The 17,215-nt window shown below is 72.2% G+C and carries 14 protein-coding genes; 10 read left to right on the plus strand and 4 right to left on the minus strand.

Going from position 1 to position 17,215, the window contains the following annotated elements; all coding sequences use genetic code 11:
* The first annotated feature begins 188 nt into the window (after positions 1 to 188).
* The 5 genes from OHA21_RS11200 to OHA21_RS11220 are packed head-to-tail and all read left to right on the plus strand — an operon-like array spanning position 189 to position 6,727.
* Positions 189 to 1,427: a glycosyltransferase gene (locus OHA21_RS11200; protein WP_328472939.1), complete on the plus strand. Its 1,239-nt coding sequence runs from the start codon at positions 189 to 191 to the stop codon at positions 1,425 to 1,427.
* On the plus strand, positions 1,424 to 2,992 hold the full coding sequence (locus tag OHA21_RS11205) for an ArnT family glycosyltransferase (protein WP_328472941.1): 1,569 nt from the start codon (positions 1,424 to 1,426) through the stop codon (positions 2,990 to 2,992). Before OHA21_RS11200 ends, OHA21_RS11205 begins: the two co-directional genes overlap by 4 nt.
* The gene (locus OHA21_RS11210) at positions 2,989 to 4,146 is read left to right on the plus strand and encodes a glycosyltransferase family 2 protein (RefSeq protein ID WP_328472943.1); all 1,158 of its coding nucleotides are present in this window, start codon (positions 2,989 to 2,991) and stop codon (positions 4,144 to 4,146) included. Before OHA21_RS11205 ends, OHA21_RS11210 begins: the two co-directional genes overlap by 4 nt.
* Positions 4,143 to 6,200 carry a galactose oxidase early set domain-containing protein gene (locus OHA21_RS11215; RefSeq protein ID WP_328472945.1) on the plus strand — a complete coding sequence of 686 codons (2,058 nt, stop codon included), beginning with the start codon at positions 4,143 to 4,145 and terminating at the stop codon, positions 6,198 to 6,200. The genes OHA21_RS11210 and OHA21_RS11215 overlap by 4 nt, the downstream gene beginning before the upstream one ends.
* The gene (locus OHA21_RS11220) at positions 6,197 to 6,727 is read left to right on the plus strand and encodes a hypothetical protein (protein ID WP_328472947.1); all 531 of its coding nucleotides are present in this window, start codon (positions 6,197 to 6,199) and stop codon (positions 6,725 to 6,727) included. Before OHA21_RS11215 ends, OHA21_RS11220 begins: the two co-directional genes overlap by 4 nt.
* A gap of 104 nt (positions 6,728 to 6,831) precedes the next feature.
* Here the strand turns inward: OHA21_RS11220 and OHA21_RS11225 are convergent, their stop codons facing one another.
* Together OHA21_RS11225 and OHA21_RS11230 are read right to left on the minus strand one after the other, a co-directional pair.
* Complete coding sequence (locus tag OHA21_RS11225; protein ID WP_328472949.1) at positions 6,832 to 7,488, minus strand: response regulator transcription factor; 657 nt, start codon at positions 7,486 to 7,488, stop codon at positions 6,832 to 6,834.
* Entirely contained in the window at positions 7,476 to 8,624 is a 1,149-nt protein-coding gene (locus tag OHA21_RS11230; RefSeq protein WP_328472951.1) for a sensor histidine kinase, read from the minus strand. The genes OHA21_RS11225 and OHA21_RS11230 overlap by 13 nt, the downstream gene beginning before the upstream one ends.
* Positions 8,625 to 8,716: 92 nt before the next feature.
* Between OHA21_RS11230 and OHA21_RS11235 the strand changes: the two genes are divergently transcribed.
* Entirely contained in the window at positions 8,717 to 9,466 is a 750-nt protein-coding gene (locus OHA21_RS11235) for an ABC transporter ATP-binding protein (RefSeq protein ID WP_328472952.1), read from the plus strand.
* Positions 9,463 to 11,964 (plus strand): FtsX-like permease family protein, encoded by a 2,502-nt coding sequence (locus OHA21_RS11240; RefSeq protein WP_328472954.1) that lies wholly within the window; start codon positions 9,463 to 9,465, stop codon positions 11,962 to 11,964. Before OHA21_RS11235 ends, OHA21_RS11240 begins: the two co-directional genes overlap by 4 nt.
* Here the strand turns inward: OHA21_RS11240 and OHA21_RS11245 are convergent.
* The gene (locus tag OHA21_RS11245; protein ID WP_328472956.1) at positions 11,942 to 12,604 is read right to left on the minus strand and encodes a response regulator transcription factor; all 663 of its coding nucleotides are present in this window, start codon (positions 12,602 to 12,604) and stop codon (positions 11,942 to 11,944) included. The genes OHA21_RS11240 and OHA21_RS11245 overlap by 23 nt on opposite strands.
* Complete coding sequence (locus OHA21_RS11250) at positions 12,601 to 13,731, minus strand: sensor histidine kinase (protein ID WP_328472958.1); 1,131 nt, start codon at positions 13,729 to 13,731, stop codon at positions 12,601 to 12,603. Before OHA21_RS11250 ends, OHA21_RS11245 begins: the two co-directional genes overlap by 4 nt.
* 144 nt (positions 13,732 to 13,875) lie before the next feature.
* On the opposite strand from OHA21_RS11250, the gene OHA21_RS11255 reads away from it, so the two are divergent.
* From OHA21_RS11255 to OHA21_RS11265, 3 genes are read left to right on the plus strand one after another with little or no spacing between them, the layout of a single operon-like run.
* The gene (locus OHA21_RS11255) at positions 13,876 to 14,865 is read left to right on the plus strand and encodes a carboxymuconolactone decarboxylase family protein (protein ID WP_328472960.1); all 990 of its coding nucleotides are present in this window, start codon (positions 13,876 to 13,878) and stop codon (positions 14,863 to 14,865) included.
* Positions 14,866 to 14,874: 9 nt separating this feature from the next.
* Positions 14,875 to 15,303 carry a DUF6220 domain-containing protein gene (locus tag OHA21_RS11260; RefSeq protein WP_328472962.1) on the plus strand — a complete coding sequence of 143 codons (429 nt, stop codon included), beginning with the start codon at positions 14,875 to 14,877 and terminating at the stop codon, positions 15,301 to 15,303.
* A complete protein-coding gene (locus tag OHA21_RS11265) occupies positions 15,300 to 16,967 on the plus strand; it encodes a multicopper oxidase family protein (protein WP_328472964.1) in 1,668 nt (555 codons plus the stop codon). The genes OHA21_RS11260 and OHA21_RS11265 overlap by 4 nt, the downstream gene beginning before the upstream one ends.
* Positions 16,968 to 17,215 lie beyond the last annotated feature (248 nt).

The raw sequence follows: 17,215 nt of genomic DNA on the forward strand, positions 1-17,215 counted from the left end.
CTTCTATGTGGACTGGCGCAGGCCTGGTTACGTGGCCGTTTCCGCAGGGAAAAGCGTTCCCTGCGGAAAGTTAAGAACCCGAATTCGCCCTTGAAAGAACCCGGTGCGGAACCGATAACGTCGGAGCCGTTGGTGGAATCTGGGGAACCACCTGAATCGGAGAGGCAACGACGTTGGCCGCCGTCATCATGATTCTCGTCTCGGTCATTCTGTTCACTTTCGCGGTGGTCACCCTGTGGTGGACCATGCACGCCTGGCGTACGCCGGAAACCCTCGAGGCCACCCGGTTCGCGGCGCCCGACGGCGAGCAGCACCTGACGTTCACGCTGCTCGTGCCGGCCCGCCACGAGCAGGCCGTCCTCGAGCAGACCGTGCAGCGGCTGCTGCAGTCGACCCACGAGGGTTTCGAGATCATCATCATCGTCGGGCACGACGATCCGGAGACCGCAGCCGTCGCCGACCGGGTCGCGCTGACCGCGCCCGGGCGGATCCTGGTGGTCACCGACCACAACGAGGTGAAGAACAAGCCGCGGGCGCTGAACACGGCGCTGCCGTACGCGCGCGGCGACGTGATCGGGGTCTTCGACGCCGAGGACGAGGTCCATCCGGACCTGCTGGAGCATGTGGACCACGCGTTCCGCTCGACCGGGGCGGACGTGGTGCAGGGCGGCGTCCAGCTGATCAACTTCCATTCCAGCTGGTTCAGCCTGCACAACTGCCTGGAGTATTTCTTCTGGTTCCGCAGCCGGCTGCATCTGCACGCCGACAAGGGGTTCATCCCGCTCGGCGGCAACACGGTGTTCGTGCGTACCGAGATGTTGCGCAAGGCCAACGGCTGGGACGGGACCTGCCTGGCCGAGGACTGCGACCTGGGGGTGCGGTTGTCCAGCCGCGGCGCCAAGGTCGTCGTCGCCTACGACTCCACGATCGTCACCCGGGAGGAGACCCCGCACTCGCTGCCCGCGCTGCTCAAACAGCGCACCCGGTGGAACCAGGGTTTCCTGCAGGTGCTGCGCAAGGGGGAGTGGCGGCGGCTGCCCGGCTTCGGGCAGCGGATGCTGGCCCGTTACACGCTGACCGGGCCGTTCCTGCAGGCGTTCGCCGGGCTGGCGATCCCGCTCGGCGTCCTGATCGCGCTCACCGCCGACCTGCCCGTCGGCGTCGCCCTGATCACCTTCCTGCCGGTGTTGCCGATGCTCGCCAACCTGGTGTTCCAGGTGATCGGCCTGCACGACTTCGGCCTGCAGTACCAGTTGCGGATCCGGCCGCAGGACTACGCCCGGCTGATCCTCGGCGTCTTCCCGTACGCGATCCTGCTGGGCGTCGCCGCGCTGCGCGCGATCTGGCGCGAATACACCGGCAAACGTAACTGGGAGCTGACCGCGCACATCGGCGCCCACCTGCGCACCGAAGGCAGTGCCGCATGAGCATCATCGAGCTGCCCGCCCGCGTCAACGGGGTCGCGCACCCCACGATCACCGCGGCGCCGACGCCGCGCCGCCGGCCCAGCCCCGACTGGCTGCTCGCCGGCGGGCTCACCACCCTGGTCCTGATCCTGCTCGCCATCAACATCTCCGGCTTCCCGACGGCCAGCGACGACGAGGGCACCTACCTCGCGCAGGCCTGGGCGGTCCAGCACGGCCACGGCCTTGCGCACTACACCTATTGGTACGACCACCCGCCGCTCGGCTGGATCCAGCTGGCCGCCCTCTCCTGGCTGCCCGGCCTGCTCGCCCCCGGCCTGATCGCGGTGGCCGCCGGCCGGATCGCCATGCTGCCGGTGCAGGCCGCCACCCTGCTGCTGATCTACCTGGTCGGCAGACGGCTCGGGCTGCCCCGCTGGGGTGCGGCGCTGGCCCTGCTCACCTGCGGACTGTCCCCGCTGTTCCTGACCATGGGCCGGCAGATCTACCTGGACAGCTTCGCGGTGGCCTGGATCCTCGGCGCCTTCGCCCTGGCCCTGTCCACCCGCCGCCACCTGTGGCACTACGCGGCCGCCGGCGCCGCCACCGCGATCGCCGTGCTCTCCAAGGAGACCATCCTGATCGTCCTGCCCGCGGTGCTGCTCGCGCTGTGGCAGAACTCGGCACGCAGCACCACCCGGCCGTGGGCGATCGGCGCCTTCTTCACCGGCCTGGTCCTGGTCGGCGGCTTCTACCCGCTGTACGCGATCCTGCGCGGCGAACTGTTCCCCGGCCCCGACCACGTGTCGCTGATCGGCGCCTGGCAGTTCCAGCTGATGAACCGCTCCGGTTCCGGCAGCGCCTTCGACTCCTCGTCCGGCACCTACGCCCTGATCCACTCGTGGCTCTACTACGACCAGGTCATCCTGATCGGCGGCCTGCTGGCCATCCTGGCCGCCCTGGCCATCCGCCAACTGCGGCCGATCGGTGTGGCCGGCGCCATCCTGGCCGTGGTGGCCTTGCGCCCCGGCGGCTACATGCCGGCCATGTACGTGGTGCAGGCCATCCCGTTCCTCGCCCTGGCCCTGGCCGGCGTGGTCACCGTGGCCGTCACCCGGCTGCAGCCGCGGCGGGACTGGCGGCGCGCCACCGCGGTCGCCGTGTTCGCCGCGGTAGCGCTGACCTTCGTGGTCCCGCGCTGGTACGTCGGCGCCGAACGGGCCGTCACCACCGACGACAACGCCCCGTACGCGCAGGCCGCCGCCTACCTGCGCACCAGCATCCCGGACAAGCAGGACACGACCGTCGTCGTCGACGACGTCCTGTGGCTCGACTGCGTCGACGCCGGATACCTGAGCGAGCAGGTCATCTGGTTCTACAAGCTCGACCTGGACTCGGCCGTCGCCGAACGCCTGCCGCGCGGCTGGCGCGACGTCGACTACGTCGTGTCCAGCCCGGCGCTGCGGCAGGACCCGGGCGGTCTGCCCACGGTCGCCGCGCTGCTGGAGCACTCCACCGTCATCGCCGAGTTCGGCGCGCAGGACGCCCGCATCGAGATCCGCCGGGTCGCGAAGGAGACCACCCCATGACCGTCACCACCGCCCGTCGTGCCACGCTGCTCGGCCGCATCGGCGAACTGCCCGTCGAGGTCGCGGTCCGCCAGACCGTCGTGGTGCCCACCTTCAACGAACGCGACAACATCCCGGTCCTGCTGCAGCGGCTGGCCGCTGTGCTGCCGCCGGACGAGTCGGAGATCCTGTTCGTCGACGACAGCACCGACGACACCCCCGAGGTGATCCGGGAGCAGGCGAAGCACTGCCCGGTGCCGGTGACCGTGCACCACCGGCGCAACGCGACCGGCGGGCTCGGCGGCGCTGTCGTCGAGGGGATGCGGCGCGCCCATGGGGCGTGGATCGTCGTGATGGACGCCGACCTGCAGCACCCGCCGGAGATCGTGCCGCAGCTGGTCGCCGCCGGGGTGCGTGACGGCGCCGACCTGGTGGTGGGCAGCCGCAAGGCCGGCGGCGGCAGCAGCGACGGGCTGGACAACGGGTACCGCCGGATCGTCTCCGGCGGCTCCACCCTCACCACCAAGGTCGTCTTCCGCAACGCCCTGCTGCGGGTCAGCGACCCGATGAGCGGCCTGTTCGCGGTCCGCGCCAGCTCCCTGGAAGTGGCCGAGCTGCAGCCGCTCGGCTACAAGATCCTGCTGGAGCTGATCATCCGGAACCGGCCGGGCCGGATCATCGAGATTCCGTACGCCTTCCAGCCCCGCCACGCCGGCGAGTCGAAGTCCACCCTGCGGGAGGGCCTGCGCTTCCTCAAACACCTGGCGCTGCTGCGGTTCGGCGCCCGGCGCGGCCGCATGATCGGGTTCGGGCTGATCGGGCTGTCCGGGCTGATCCCGAACCAGGTGGTCCTCTGGCTGCTCGCCTCGGTGCTCGGCGTGCACTACCTGCCGGCCGCGGTGCTGGCCAACATGGTCGCGGTCACCTGGAATTTCGCGCTCATCGACAGCCTGCTCTACCGCAACCACCGGCACCGGCGCAGTCTCGCCGGCCGGTTCACCCGGTTCTTCGTCATGGGCAACGCGGATCTGCTGCTGCGCGTACCGTTGCTGGCTCTGCTCGTCGGTGGCCTGCATGTCGGCGTGCTGACCGCGAACCTGGTGACCCTGGTGGTCTCGTTCGTGATCCGGTTCCTGATCCTGGACCGCGTCATCTATCTGGTGCGGCAGCGGTGACCGCGCCGCCCCGGCCGTGGATGAGCCGGCAGGACCGCCGGCGCATCGCCCAGCTGCTGGTCCTCACTCTGGTCCTGGTGCTGCTGACACCGGTGCGTCCCGCGCACGCCTCGGTGAACCTGCTGGTCAACCCGGGTCTGGAGACCGTCGACAGCACCGGCTTCCCGCAGTGCTGGGAGCAGTCCGGCTGGGGCGGCAACACGTACGCGTTCGCGGTCAGCCATCCCGGTCGCACCGGCGCCAACGCCATGCAGATCACCGTGTCCGCGACCGCGGGCGGCGGCGACCGCAAGGCGATGATGCTGGAGAACCCGTCGTGCGCGCCCAACGTGACACCCGGCCACCAGTACGACCTGTCCGCCTGGTACACCAGCACCACCCCGGACACCGTGCTGACCGCGTTCCGGCACGACGCCGCGCAGGGCTGGGTGTACTGGACCGACCTGCTGTCGCTGGCCCCGGCCACCACCTGGACCGAGGCGACGGTACGCACCCCGCAGGTCCCGCCCGGCACCGATCAGATCGTGTGGGGCGTGACCATCTACGGCACCGGCGTGCTGCGCACCGACGACTACACGATGGTCGACGCCACCCAGCCCACCCCGGACCTGAGCTGCAGCGCCGGGGTCGCGTGTGAGCAGGGCGCCTGGAAGGTGCTGCCGTTCGAGGCGCCGGTCCGCGGCATCCACGCCGTGGTGCTGCACAACGGCGACGTGCTGCTGGTCGCCGGGTCCGGAAACAGCGAGGAGATGTTCGAGGCCGGCACCTTCACCACCGCCGTCTACCACCCGGACACCGGCACGTTCACCGACGTGCCCACCCCGGCCGACCTGTTCTGCGCCGGCCACGTGCAGCTCGCCGACGGCCGGGTGCTGATCATGGGCGGGAACAAGGACTATCCGGCAGCCGATCTCAGTCACGGCTACAAGGGGCTGAAGGACTCGTACATCTTCGACCCGGCGACCGGCGGCTACGAGCGGGTCAACGACATGAGCGCCGGCTCCTGGTACCCGTCGGCCACCGTCCTGGGCAACGGTGACGTGATCGCGCTCGGCGGCCTCGGCGAGGACTCCTCCGGCACCGTCGCCACGCAGTATTTCGACGCCGCCGAGGAACGCTGGCTCGGCATCAACGAGGCGAACCAGACGTGGAGTTTCTGGGGTCTGTACCCGTCGATGATCCTGATGCAGGACGGCCGGCTCTTCTACACCGGCAGCCACGTCTTCGGTAACGGGCTGCCCGGCACCGGCGCGTCGATCTACGACTACGACGCCGGTTCGATCACCCCGGTGCCCGGCCTGCAGAACAAGGACGAACGTGACCAGTCGATGAGCGTGCTGCTGCCACCGGCGCAGGACCAGCGGGTGCTCACCCTCGGCGGCGGCAACATCGACAGCAACCCGGACGCCAACCCGCTGACCGACATCATCGACCTCAAACAGCCGAGCCCGGCCTACACCGCCGGGCCGCCGATCCCGGCCGGCAAGATGTACGTCTCCGCGGTCCTGCTGCCCGACGGCAAGGTGTTCGAGACCGGCGGGGCGCTGCACAACCGGGCCGACCCGGTGTACGAGGCGTCGATGTTCGACCCGATGACCAACACGTTCACGCCCGGCATGGCGGTCGACCCGGTGCCGCGCGGCTATCACTCGTCGGCGTTCCTGCTGCCGGACGGGCGGGTCATGGCGGTCGGGGACAACCCGGGGGACGGCTCGTTCGACATGCGGCTGTCGGTGTACACGCCGCCGTACCTGTTCCATGGGGCGCGCCCGCAGATCCTCGGGGAGGTCGACCGGCAGTGGGCGTACGGGTCGAGTCACACCGTCACCGTCGACGCGCCGATCCTCAAGGCGTCCCTGATCCGGCCGGCCGCGGTCACCCACTCCAGCGACCCCAACCAGCGTTCGGTCGACCTGCCGATGAGCGTGGACGGCAACCGGATCGGGCTCAACCTGACCAGCAACCCGAACCTGGCGCCGCCCGGCTGGTACATGCTGTTCCTGCAGGGCACCAACGGTGTGCCGGCGGTCGCGGAGTGGGTGAAGGTCGGATGAGAACCCGATTCGTCCTGCTCATGCTGGCCGCCGTGGTCCTGGTCGGGGCCGGGCTGTTGACCATCCGGTTCGGCGGCGACCCGGCCGCCGGCCGGCTGCAGCCCGGCGCCCCGCCGCCGGTGCCGCGGCCCACCGACAGCACCTGGCCGCTCTCCGTCCCGGTCGCGGTCCCGGCGGCTTCGTCGGCGTCGACGCCGCCTCCCACCACCGGGCCGGCGCCTGCGCCCACCGGCCGGGAAGCCACCCCGGCGCCGTTCGTGCACACCTTCGCCGGCCAGCCCGGCGTGCGCCCGCTGCCCCGCAAGCCGTCACCGACCGCCCCGCTCGCGGTCCCGGCCAACGTGGACGGCTGCGACCGTTCCTACGGCACCCGCGCGCAATGCGTACCGTGGGTCTTCCCGCCCGGAGTCACCGACAAGTGCGCCTGGCTGGCCGAACGCGGCTACCTGGATCCGCCGCTGGCGGTCGCCGGCCAGGACCGGCAGAAACTCGACCCCGACGGCAACGGCATCGCCTGCGACACCTGAGCGTCACTTCGAGACGGTTTCCGGCTCCGAGCAGGGGGCGAAGTCCAGATACGGCGCGGCGACCGGCCCGGTGCAGGTCTCGCGGGTGATGACGTCATCACCGGTCAGCGGCCGCTCAGGCCGGCCGCGTTGAGGTAGGTGAGGACGGCCAGGACGCGGCGGTGGCCGTTGTCGGTGACGGCCAGGCCGAGCTTGGTGAAGATGTTGCCGATGTGCTTGTGCACCGCGTTGTCGGTGATCACCAACTGGCCGGCGATCGTGGTGTTGTCGTGGCCCTGGGCCATCAGACCCAGGACCTCGCGTTCGCGTGGGGTGAGCGCGGCGATCGGGTCGCCGGCCCGCTGGACGAGCTGCGCGATCACCTCGGGGTCCATGGCGGTGCCGCCGGCTGCGACCCGGCGCAGCGCGTCGGCGAACTCGTCGACCCGGCTGACCCGGTCCTTGAGCAGGTAGCCGACGCCGCCGCCGCTCGTGGACAGCAGTTCGGCGGCGTACTGCTGTTCGACGTACTGGGAGAGCACCAGCACCGGCAGGCCGGGCTGTTCGCGGCGGGCCTGCAGGGCGGCCCGGATGCCCTCGTCGCGGAAGGACGGTGGCAGGCGTACGTCGACGATCGTCACGTCGGGGCGGTGCTCGCGCACCGCGGCGAGGAAGGTGCCGGCGTCGCCGGCGATCGCGGCGATGTCGAAGCCGAACCGGGTGAGCAGCAGCTCCAGCCCGGCCGACAGCAGCACGTTGTCCTCGGCGATCACGACCCGCACGGCAGCTCCAGGGTGATGGTGGTCGGCCCGCCGGGCGGGCTGTCGACGTCGACGGCGCCGTCGAGGGCGAGCACCCGGCGGCGGATTCCGGCCAGGCCGGTGCCACGGCGGTCGTCGGCGCCGCCGGTGCCGTCGTCGGCGATCACCACCGACAGGCGCGAGGCGGTGCGGGTCACGCGTACGCTCGCCTTGGTCGCCCTGCTGTGCCGGGCCACGTTGGTGAGCGCCTCGGCGACCGCGAAGTAGACGACCGCCTCCACCGCCGCCGGCACCCGGTCGAGCTCGCCGATGTCCAGCCGGGTCGGCACGTTGCTGCGGGTCGTCACCGCGCTCAGCGCACCGGCCAGGCCCCGGTCAGCCAGGATAGGCGGGTACACACTGCGGATCACCTCCCGCAGCTCGGTCATCGCCTCCTCGACCCCCTCGTGGGCGTCGCGCAGCAGCCCTTCCACGAATGCGTCGTCGCGCGGAACGTCGTGCAGCGCCTGCCGGGCCACCGCCAGCCGCATCGCGATCGACACCAGCCGGGCCTGGGTGCCGTCGTGCAGGTCGCGTTCGATGCGGCGCAGCTCCGCGCCGTGGGCGTCGAGCACGTCGGCGCGGGTCCGGGTCAGTTCGGCGACCCGCTCGGCGAGGTGCTCGGTGTCCGGGACCGTCAGCACCGCCATGCAGATCCGGGCGTGGGCTCGCGCGATCGGCGGGAAGAGCAGGTAGGCCAGGGCAGCGAGCAGCAGGAACTGCAGCGGGCCGAGGGTCAGGGCGATCGCCCAGCCGGTGATGGGCACGTCGATGAACAGCCGTGGCCGGTTCGGTTCGGTGAACGCCCACCACAGCGGGGTGGCGATGGTGGCGAGCACCATGTTGCCCACGCACATCAGCGCGGGCAGGCCGAACAGCAGGCCGGTCAGCGCGTTCACCGGCAGCCAGGGCAGGTCGCGGCGGGTGGTCGGCGGCGGCCGGTGCGGGACCGGGGCGCCGAGCAGCCGGCCGGCGCGGGCACGGTGCCGCTCCGCCCAGCGGCGGGTGAGTTGCGGGAAGCACAGCAGCGGCAGCGCGAGCAGTGTGGCGATGCCGGTGGCCAGCGACAGCAGCAGGTACGCCGTACCGCGCCACGCCCGCCCCCATGTCTTCGGCACGGCGCCAAGTCTCGCACTACAGCCAGCTGTACCGTCGGCCCGGTAGCAGGTCGTATTGGGTCGCCGCCGCGCCGTCCCTAGCGTCAGAAGGCATGAGATCTGATCGGTACGCGGTGCGCCTGGACGCGGTGTCGAAACAGTACGGGTCCGGCCGGAACGCTGTGCGCGCCCTGGACGCGGTGTCCGCCGAGTTCCCGCGCGGCACGTTCACCGCGGTGATGGGCCCGTCCGGGTCCGGCAAGAGCACGTTCCTCAACTGCGCGGCGGGACTGGACCGGCCGACGTCGGGCCGGGTCGTGGTGGGCGACACCGATCTGTCCACCCTGTCCGAGACCGGGCTGACCGAGCTGCGCCGTGACCAGATCGGGTTCGTGTTCCAGGCGTACAACCTGCTCGGCGCGCTGAACGTGGCCGACAACGTGACCCTGCCGGTCCGTCTCGCCGGGCGACCGGTCGACACCGCACATCTGGCCGAGGTGCTCGCCGCGGTCGGGCTCGCCGGGCACCACGACCGCCGCCCGAGCCGGCTCTCCGGCGGCCAGCAGCAGCGGGTCGCGATCGCCCGGGCCCTGATCAACCGGCCCGACCTGGTCTGCGCCGACGAGCCGACCGGCGCGCTGGACAGCCGCAGCGGCCGCCAGGTCCTGGCCCTGCTGCGCAGCATCGTCGACGAGCTGGGGCAGACCGTGCTGATGGTCACGCACGACCCGGTCGCGGCCGCGCACGCCGACACCGTGGCGTTCCTCGCCGACGGTCGGATGGCCGGGCGGCTGAACCGGCCGTCGGCCGAGCAGATCGCCGAGCAGATGACCCACCTGGGCGAGCTGGGAGCGGCCGCATGATGTCGAGACGCGCGCTGGCACTGGCCTGGAGCACGATCCGGGGCCGCAAGGGCGGATTCGTCGCGGCGTTCGTCGCGGTGCTGTTCGGCTCGGCGGTGATCACGGCCTGCGGGATCCTGCTGGAGAGCAGCCAGCGGTCGAGCGTGCCGACCGAGCGCTATCGGGCTGCCGACGTCGTGGTCAGCGCTCCGCAGGCGCTCCCGATCGCCGACGACGTGGATCCGCGGTTCGCCGAGCGGGCCACCCTGCCGGCCGGGCGGGTCGCCGAGATCGCGCGGGTGCCGGGCGTGCGGGCGGCGATCCCCGATGTCAGCGTCGCGATCAGCCTGTCGACGGGAGACGGCGAGGTCGCCGCGCTCGGGCACGGCTGGGAGTCGGCTGCGCTCGGCCCGTTCACCACCAGCGCCGGGCAGCCGCCGGCCGGACCTGGCGAGGTGGTGCTGGACGCGGCGCTGGCGAGGCAGGCCGGTGTGACCGCCGGTGAGCAGGTGCGGCTCACGGTCGGGTCGACCACGTCGGCGTACCGGGTGAGCGGCATCGCCGAGCTGCCCGGCGGCCCGGCCCGGCAGTCCGCGCTGTTCTTCACCGACGACCGGGCCCGCGAGCTGACCGGGCAGCCCGGCCGCGTCGACACCATCGGCGTGCTGGCCGCGCCCGGTGCCGACGCCGGCGAGCTGGCCGAAAGCATCGCGGCGAGGTTCTCCGATGTGGCCGTCCACACCGGCGAAGCCCGCAGCGAGGCCGAGTTCCTCGACATCGGCGGCGCCCGGTCGTTCCTCAGCGAGCTGTCCCTGGCGTTCGGCGCCAGCATGGTCCTGGTGATCATGGTCGTGGTGGCGAGCACCCTGGCCCTGACCGTGCGGCAGCGGTTGCGGGAACTGGCCCTGCTGCGGGCGATCGGCGCCACCCCGAAGCAGGTCCTCGGCATGATCGCCGCGGAGACCACGGTGGTCGGCACACTCGGGGCGGCGCTCGGCGTGATCCCGGGCATCGGACTGAGCTACCTGTTCCTGGCCGGTGTCGCGCCCGCCGGCTTCACCCTGTCGATCAGCCCGCTGCCGGTCCTGGTGGCGATGGCGTTGTGCCTGCTCGCCGCCCGTCTGGGCGGCCGGATCGCGGCCCGCCGCGCGGCCCGGCTGCGGCCGGTGGACGCGCTCGGTGAAGCCGCGGTGGAACCGCCGAAGCTCGGCCGGCTGCGGCTGACCGCCGGCCTGCTGCTGATCCCTGCCGGGCTGGTCGTCGCGCTGGTCCTGCCGTGGCGGCTGCCCGGTGACGCCGCCGCCGAGAGCGCCGCGTTCTCGGCATTCCTGCTGGTGTTCGCCGTCGCGCTGCTGGGGCCGCGGCTGCTCGGCGGCGCTGTCACCCTGCTCGGCCCCTGGCTGAACCGCGGCTCCGAAGTCAGCGGATTCCTCGCCACCGCGAACGCGCACGCCAACTCGCGGCGACTCGCCGCCGCGACCACCCCGCTGATCATGGGGATCACCCTCGCTGCCGGGCAGCTGTTCAGCGCGACGACCGCGACCGCGGCCGGGCAGGACCAGGCCGCGCAGAGCCTGCGCGCCGACTACGTCGTCACCTCCACGGCCGCCGGCCTGTCACCCGGGCTCGCCGGCCTGCTGGGCGATGTGCCCGGGGTCGCGGCGGTCACCCCGGTCGTGCGCACCCGCACGCTGGCGACCTTTCCCTCCGGCGACAGTGTGCAGACCAGGGCGTACGCGGCGCAGGGCGTCACCGCCGACCGGCTCGCCGAGACCATGGATCTCGGCGTGCTGCACGGCGACGTCGCCGGCCTGCGGGGCGACACCGTGGCGCTGAGCCGGATCGCCGCCGGCACCCTCGGCGCCGGGCTCGGCGACACCGTCGATCTGCGCCTCGGCGACGGCACGCCGATCACCCCCACCGTGGTGGCTGTCTACGAGCGGGGCCTCGGCCTCGGTGACATCACCCTGCCGCACGAGGTCGTGCTGGAGCACACCACCGAACGCCTGGACTTCGCGGTGCTGGTCGCCGGCGCCGACCTCGAGGCGCTGCGTTCCGCCTTGCGGCACCTGCCGACCGTCCACGTCGACACCCGCGACGCGTTCGCCGCCGCGCAACGCGACGCCGCCACCGGCGAATCGGCGGCCGGGCTGATCCTCAACGCGGTCCTGCTCGGCTACCTCGCGATCGCCGTGGTGAACACCCTGGTGATGGCGACGGCCGCCCGCTTCCGCGAGTTCGCCCTGCTGCAACTGATCGGCGCGACCCGCCGGCAGGTCCGCGCGATGATGCACCGTGAGACCCGGATCGTCGTGGTCGCCGCCGTCGTCATCGGCACGCTCGCCGCGATCCCGGCCCTGGTCGGCACCAGCATCGGCCTGACCAGGACCCTGATCCCGTCCGTCGACCCGCTGACCTATCTCGGCATCGTCGCGGTCGCCGCGCTGCTCGGCTGGGCCGCCGTGATGACCTCGACCCGGATCGCCATGCGTGCGGTCAGCGGCGACGCGGTGCGATGAGCCCCGATTCGTACGCCCACACCACCAACTGCGCCCGATCCCGGCAGTGCAACTTCGTCATCGCCCGGTTGACGTGCGTCTTCGCCGTCAACGGACTGATCACCATCCGCTCGGCGATCTCGTCGTTGCTCAGCCCCCGCGCCACCAGCTCGACGACCTCCTGCTCGCGGGCGGTCAGCACCTCGCGCCCGGCCGCCGGGTCACCGGGTGGCGCACCGGTCACGAACTCGCTGATCAGCGTGCGGGTGACCGTCGGCGCGAGCAGCGCCTCCCCACGGGCCACCACCGCGATGGCCTGCAGCAGCTCGGCCGGGTCGGCGTCCTTGAGCAGGAAACCGCTGGCGCCCGCGCGCAGCGCGTCGAACACGTAGTTGTCCAACTCGTAGTTGGTCAGGATCAGCACCCGGACCGCCGCCAGCTGCGGGTCGGCACTGATCCGCCGGGTCGCTTCAATCCCATCCAGAACCGGCATCTGTACGTCCATCAGCACCACATCCGGCCGCAGGCGCCGAGTGAGCTCGACCCCGGTCACCCCGTCGGTGGCCTCGCCGACGACCTGCACATCGTCCTCGGCGTCCAGCAGCGCCCGGAACCCGGCCCGCATCAGCGCCTGGTCGTCGACCAGCAACACCCGGATCACGCCGGGCCGTCCAGCGGGAACGTCGCCCGTACGGTGAACCCGCCCTCGTCGCCGTGATCCGCGTGCAGCGTCCCGCCCAGCCCGGTGACCCGTTCCCGCATGCCGCGCAACCCCACCCCCGGCGTGACCGGCCCACCGGCCGCCGTCTGCCCGTCGTCGCTGACCGCCACGGTCAGCTCGGTGGGGGAGTAGCCGACGTGGACCTGCGCGATCGCCGGCCCGGCGTGCCGGGTCACATTGGTCAGCGCCTCCTGCACCACCCGGTACCCGGCCTGATCCACCTCGGCCGGCAGCTCCGCGGGCTCCCCGGACACGCGCACCTGCACCGGCACCCCGGCCGCCCGGGTCCGCTCGGCGAGCGAGTCCAGCAGCGCCAGCCCGACCCGGTCCTCCTCGGCGGGGGTACGCAGCACGGTCAGCGTCGCCCGCAGCTCCCGCATCGCGGTGCTGCTCGCCTCCTGGATCGCCAGCAGCGCCGCCGACGGCTGGTCACCGTTCTTGCGGTCCAGGTGCACGGCGATCCCGGCCTGCACCTTGATCACCGAGATGCTGTGGGTCAGCGAGTCGTGCAGGTCCCGGGCGATGCGCAGCCGTTCCTCGCCGGCCCGGCGCAGCGCCATCTCCTCGCGGGTGCGCTCGGCCTCGGCGGCCCGCTGCTCGACCTGTTCCAGGTAGGCGCGATGCTGGCGGGCGACCAGGCCCGCGACGTTGGCCGCCACGAACCAGCCGACCAGCAGGCTGGTGCGTTCCAGCATCTGCTGACCGGGCAGCCCGGGCGGCGCGGCCGACACCTCGGAGATCAGGAACCCGCCGAGATAGACCAGGCTGGCCAGGGCGGCGGCGAGCCGGTGCCCGCGCCAGGCGGCCAGATAGACCGCGCCGATCACCGGGAACGAGGCGGACACCCCGGCATGCACCCGCACGTGCAGGAGCAGCATGGCCGCGGTCACCACGGCCAGCGCCGGCACCGGGAACCGCCGGCACAGCGCCAGCGCCGCCGCCATCACCACGATCAGGACGACGTCGAGCAGTCCCACCGCGTCGGCGCCGGGCGCCAGCGCCGCGTTGCCGAGCAGCAGCACTCCGAGGACGACACCGCCGAGGGCGTAGGGCAGATCGGGACGCATGAGCGAACTGTAGGACGGCCCCGCCCACGGGTCATCCTGCGCCCGCAGTAGATCCGGCGTACCACTGGCGCGGTATCGGCGCCCGCCGAAGTGTCTCCACCGGCACGACGCTTCCGCGGCCCGGTGCGACCAGCATCGACAGTCATGACATACCGCTTCTTCACACCGGTGCCGGCGAAGGCGGCGACCGGCCGCACCGCGCAGGTCTACCGGCAGATGCGCGACGACTTCATCGGGCCCGCACCCGCCTTCCAGGCGCTGTCCGCGGTTCCGCAGCTGATGGCCGCCACCTGGGCGCTGATGCGCGAATCCCTGCTGGCCGGCGGGGCCGGCCGGGTGGACCGCGAGGTCGTCGCCTCGGCGGTGTCGCTCGCCAACCGCTGCCGGTTCTGCGTCGACGCGCACGCCACCCTGCTGCACGCGCACGGCGAACACGAGCTCGCCGAAACCGTCGCCGGTGGCGGCACGCCCGACCGGCCCCGACACGCCGAACTCGTCCACTGGGCCGCCACCAGCCGCACCCCGCGGGCGACCGGCTGGACCAGCCCGTACGGCCCGCAGCTGACCGGCACCCTGCTCACCTTCCACTTCCTCAACCGCGTGGTGTCCGCCCTGCTCGCCCCGGATCTGCTGCCCGGCGGCCTGCAACGGCTGCCCGCGGTCCGCAACGTCGGCGGGCGGATCTACGCCCGTGCCGCCCGCCAACCCAAGCGGCCCGGCGACGGTCTGACCCTGCTCGATCCGGCGACCACGGCGCCACCGGCCTGGGCGGGGGACAGTCCGGTCGGTGTCGCGTACGCCGCTCTGATCGAAGCCGCCGAGGCCGGCGGCGACCTGCTCAGCGACACCGCCCGCCGGACCCTGACCGCAACCGTCAGCTGGGAGGACGGCCGCCATCCGAGCCGGCCCGACGACTGGGCCACCGACCTGGTCCGCGACCTGCCCGGCGCCGACCGCGTCGCCACCCGCATCGCGCTGAAAGCCGCGTTCGCGCCCGCCGCGATCAGCCCCGGCGACGTGGGCCTGTGGCGGCTGACCCATCCCGGCGACGCCGACCTCGTCCGGCTCGTCGCCTTCGGCGCCATCACCGCCACCGCACACATCGCCCGCGTCCTCGACCCGGCCCATCGATAGGAGACCACCATGCGCAGACTCTTCGTGATCGTCAGCGGCGTGCTGCTGGCCGCGTTCGCACTGCAGTTCGTGTTCGCCGCCGTCGGCGCGTTCACCGAGCCCGGCGGCGACGACTCCTACGCGCTGCACAGCATCACCGGGATGGCCATCATTCCGGCCCTGTGCCTGCTCACCATCCTGTGCGCAGTCCTCGCCCGGGCGCCCGGCCGGGTCGTCGGCCTCACCGTCCTGCCGCTCGGCCTGGTCATCCTGCAGGCGCTGATCGCCATGCTGGCCGGCGCGTTCACCGACGCCTCCGGCGCCAGCACCCCGGTCAGCCTCACCATCGGCGGGCTGCATGCTGTCAACGGCATCATCGCCGTGCACGTCGTGGTCGGCGTCATGCGGGCCGCTAAGATGCTGGCGGACGACGTTCCGGTACCCCAGGGTGTGGCATGACCACCGGCTCGGTGCTCGCCCTCGACCTGGTCATCGCGGTTCTCGCGGCCGCCGGCTGGCTGGGCGCCGGCGCCGCGGCGGCAGCCGGGCGCCGCCGCATCGCGCTGGGCATCAGTCTGGGCGCGCTGGCCTTCACGCTGGCGCGGGCAGTAACCACGGTGGTGCTGGCGCGCGCCGGCTGGTGGTTCGCGGCCGAGAAGGTGGTCATCGCGGCGCCGCTGGCGCTGGCCGCGCTGCTCGCGATGGTCCGGCCGCAGCCGGTTGCGCTTTTCTTCGCGGGGTACGCGCAGACGGCCGCTCTCCTAGTGACGCTGCTGCACGGCTACCCGCTGTCCGCCGGCGTCATCGTGCTCACCGTCGCCGGGGTAGCCGCGGCCACCGCGGTCACCTGGCGTTTCCTCAGTCCACGCCGTCCGCGCAGGCTGTCCCGGGCGATCACCGCGGTGACTCTCGGTGCACTGGTGACCGGCACCGGTCTGGCCGCAGCAACGGGGGGCGCTTCACCCGTACCCCACACTCATCAAGCCGGCGCCGAGCCCACCTTGGGCGAACCGACCAAGCGCTTCACCCTGACGGCTGGTGCGCGCGATGACGGTGCCTGGGCGTTCAACGGGCAGGTGCCCGGGCCGCAGCTCACGGCGACCGTGGGTGACGTCCTGGAGATCACGTTGCGCAACCGCGACATCGATCGGGGCGTCACCCTGCACTGGCACGGCTACGACGTGCCGAACAGCCAGGACGGGGTGCCCGGCATCACCCAGGACGTGGTGCGGCCGGGGCAGGAGTTCGTCTACCGGTTCCGCGCGGACCAGGCCGGCAGCTACTGGTACCACACCCACTCGGCCTCCGACCTCGGCGTCCGCAAAGGCCTGTACGGCGTGCTCGTCGTGCATCCGTCCGCACCGGCCGGCCTCGACGTGGCCCTCACCTTCGGCGGCGAGCCGGTGAGCGCGTCAGTCGCGGAGGGCACGCCGGTCCGGTTGCGGCTGATCAACACCGACAACAGCACCCATCGGTACGCCCTGGCCGGCACCCCGTTCCGCGTCGCCGCGATCGACGGGTACGACCTGCGCGCCCCGGCCCCACTGCAGGACACCGCGGTGCTGATCCCCGCCGGCGGCCGCTACGACCTGACGTTCAGGGCGCCGTCTCGTCCGGTGGCCCTGACCGTGGACAACCGGGTGGCCTGGTCGACCGGCCCGGCGCCGCCCGCTCCTCCCGGCCGGCCGGTGCTGGACCCGCTCACCTACGGCGCTGCCGGTCCGGCCGCATTCACCCGCTATGACCAGCAGTTCACCCTGGTGCTGGACCGCGGCCTCGACCTGAAAGGCCTGCTCCCGCGCTGGGCCCACACGGTCAACGGCGCCGCCGACCCGGACATCCCCACCCAGGTGGTCCGCCGCGGCGACATCGTCAAGTTCACCATCGTCAACCGCTCCCTGGAGGTCCACCCGTGGCACCTGCACGGCCATCATGTGCTCGTGCTCTCCCGCGACGGGCAGCGGTCAACCGGCAGTCCGCTGTGGCTGGACTCCTTCGACGTACGCCCGGGGGAGGTGTGGGAGGTCGCCTTCCACGCCGACAACCCCGGCATGTGGGCCAACCACTGCCACAACCTGCCCCACGCCGACCAGGGCATGACCCTCCACCTGATGTACGCCTGAGGCCACGCCCCTGCCACCTCTCCTCCACTCTTGATCCTTGGCGTGTCCACAGGGGAGCGACATCCCCGAGCGTGATCGCCGCCGCGACCCCTGCCTGACACCGGGCGGCATCGCCGCGGCGGCCGAGCCCGACTCGGCGGAGAAGCTGCCTACGGCAAGGTGACGCTCTGGGGCAACAGCTAGACCAACAAGAACACCTTTCTCAGAACCGAGACCGGTCGCTGACCCGTCGAGCACGGCGGACCTCG

This window comes from Actinoplanes sp. NBC_00393, assembly GCF_036053395.1.
Taxonomy (GTDB): Bacteria; Actinomycetota; Actinomycetes; order Mycobacteriales; family Micromonosporaceae; genus Actinoplanes.